The sequence below is a fragment of the Thalassobacterium maritimum genome (genome assembly GCF_031127805.1).
In the GTDB taxonomy this organism is placed as follows: Bacteria; Verrucomicrobiota; Verrucomicrobiia; order Opitutales; family Coraliomargaritaceae; genus Thalassobacterium; species Thalassobacterium maritimum.
Genome location: NZ_JARXHW010000172.1, coordinates 1 through 907 on the forward strand (window position 1 = coordinate 1; position 907 = coordinate 907).

The 907-nt window shown below is 57.9% G+C and carries 2 protein-coding genes; both read right to left on the reverse strand.

The annotated features are described in order from the left end of the window. The coding region (locus QEH52_RS20840) for a group II intron maturase-specific domain-containing protein (protein WP_425609304.1) at nt 1–235 on the reverse strand (235 nt) is incomplete at its 3' end. A 6-nt stretch (nt 236–241) separates the two neighbouring features. Further along, nucleotides 242–607 (reverse strand): RNA-dependent RNA polymerase family protein, encoded by a 366-nt coding sequence (locus tag QEH52_RS19900; RefSeq protein ID WP_308952712.1) that lies wholly within the window; start codon nt 605–607, stop codon nt 242–244. Nucleotides 608–907 lie beyond the last annotated feature (300 nt).

A 907-nucleotide genomic window follows, 5' to 3' on the forward strand; every position in this document is an offset into this window, starting at 1 on the left:
CACTCGTGCCAAGTTTTCGTAGGTTTAGATAACGACGACGGGCACGTTGTTCCGGTTCAGCAAGCTGCCCGGTCTTGTCGGCAGACCTCGGAACCCCGTACGCCAGCATGCCTCGGCGTAGCTCGGAGAGCGAAGACGGGTAGCACATGCGAAGACGTCGGCGCAGCCAGCGGTCTATCGGGCGCCAGACGCTACTGACAGCGCTCAACCCGAAGTAGCCCATCCAGCCACGAATGTATTGTCAAATCTTTGACATGCGATAGTCCATGCTTACGCTCCAGTTACGACTGCTCAGTTCCTTCAAGCGATACTTGAAGTCTGATAGCGAGTCTTCGCTCACAACGATTCTCCTTCCGCGGAAGCTGAAGCCAAGATAGCTCAGTTCCTTTGCCGGGCGCACCGCGCTTTTCTCGCGATTGACTTCAAGACCTAGCCGCTTCTCGACGAAGTAGCAAAGGCTCTCAAAGACACGCTCAGCAGCGTGCTCGCTTTTGACCAAGACGACTTCCGAGCGCAGCGACAAGACCGGGCCGAAGGAACCGGAACAAGTCGTCGGCGTAGCGAACGAAACGGTGCCCTCGTTTCTCCAGCTCCTTGTCCAGTGCATCGAGCACCAGATTCGAAAGCAAGGGGGATAGCGGGCCACCCCCGACTCACTTCGCTCGCTCCCCGCTGGCGGGACTGTAAGCTTGAGGCATGCCAGCGGGTGTATCGTGATAGGCTCCGAGTTCGACATAGCCCGCTTGTAAGTAGCGCTTAATCAAACGCACGACAGGGCCATCCCCGTCGAGACGCTCGCGTAGTGCTTCCAGCGCACGCGCTTGCGGGACTTTATCGATGTTCCGAGCGAAGCGACAAGACCGGGCCGAAGGAACCGGAACACGACTTTAGATCGATATCCACCGAC

Coding starts and splice junctions, on each gene's coding strand:
- QEH52_RS19900 (WP_308952712.1), bottom strand. CDS start 607: ATGCACTGGACAAGGAGCTGGAGAAACGAGGGCACCGTTTCGTTCGCT.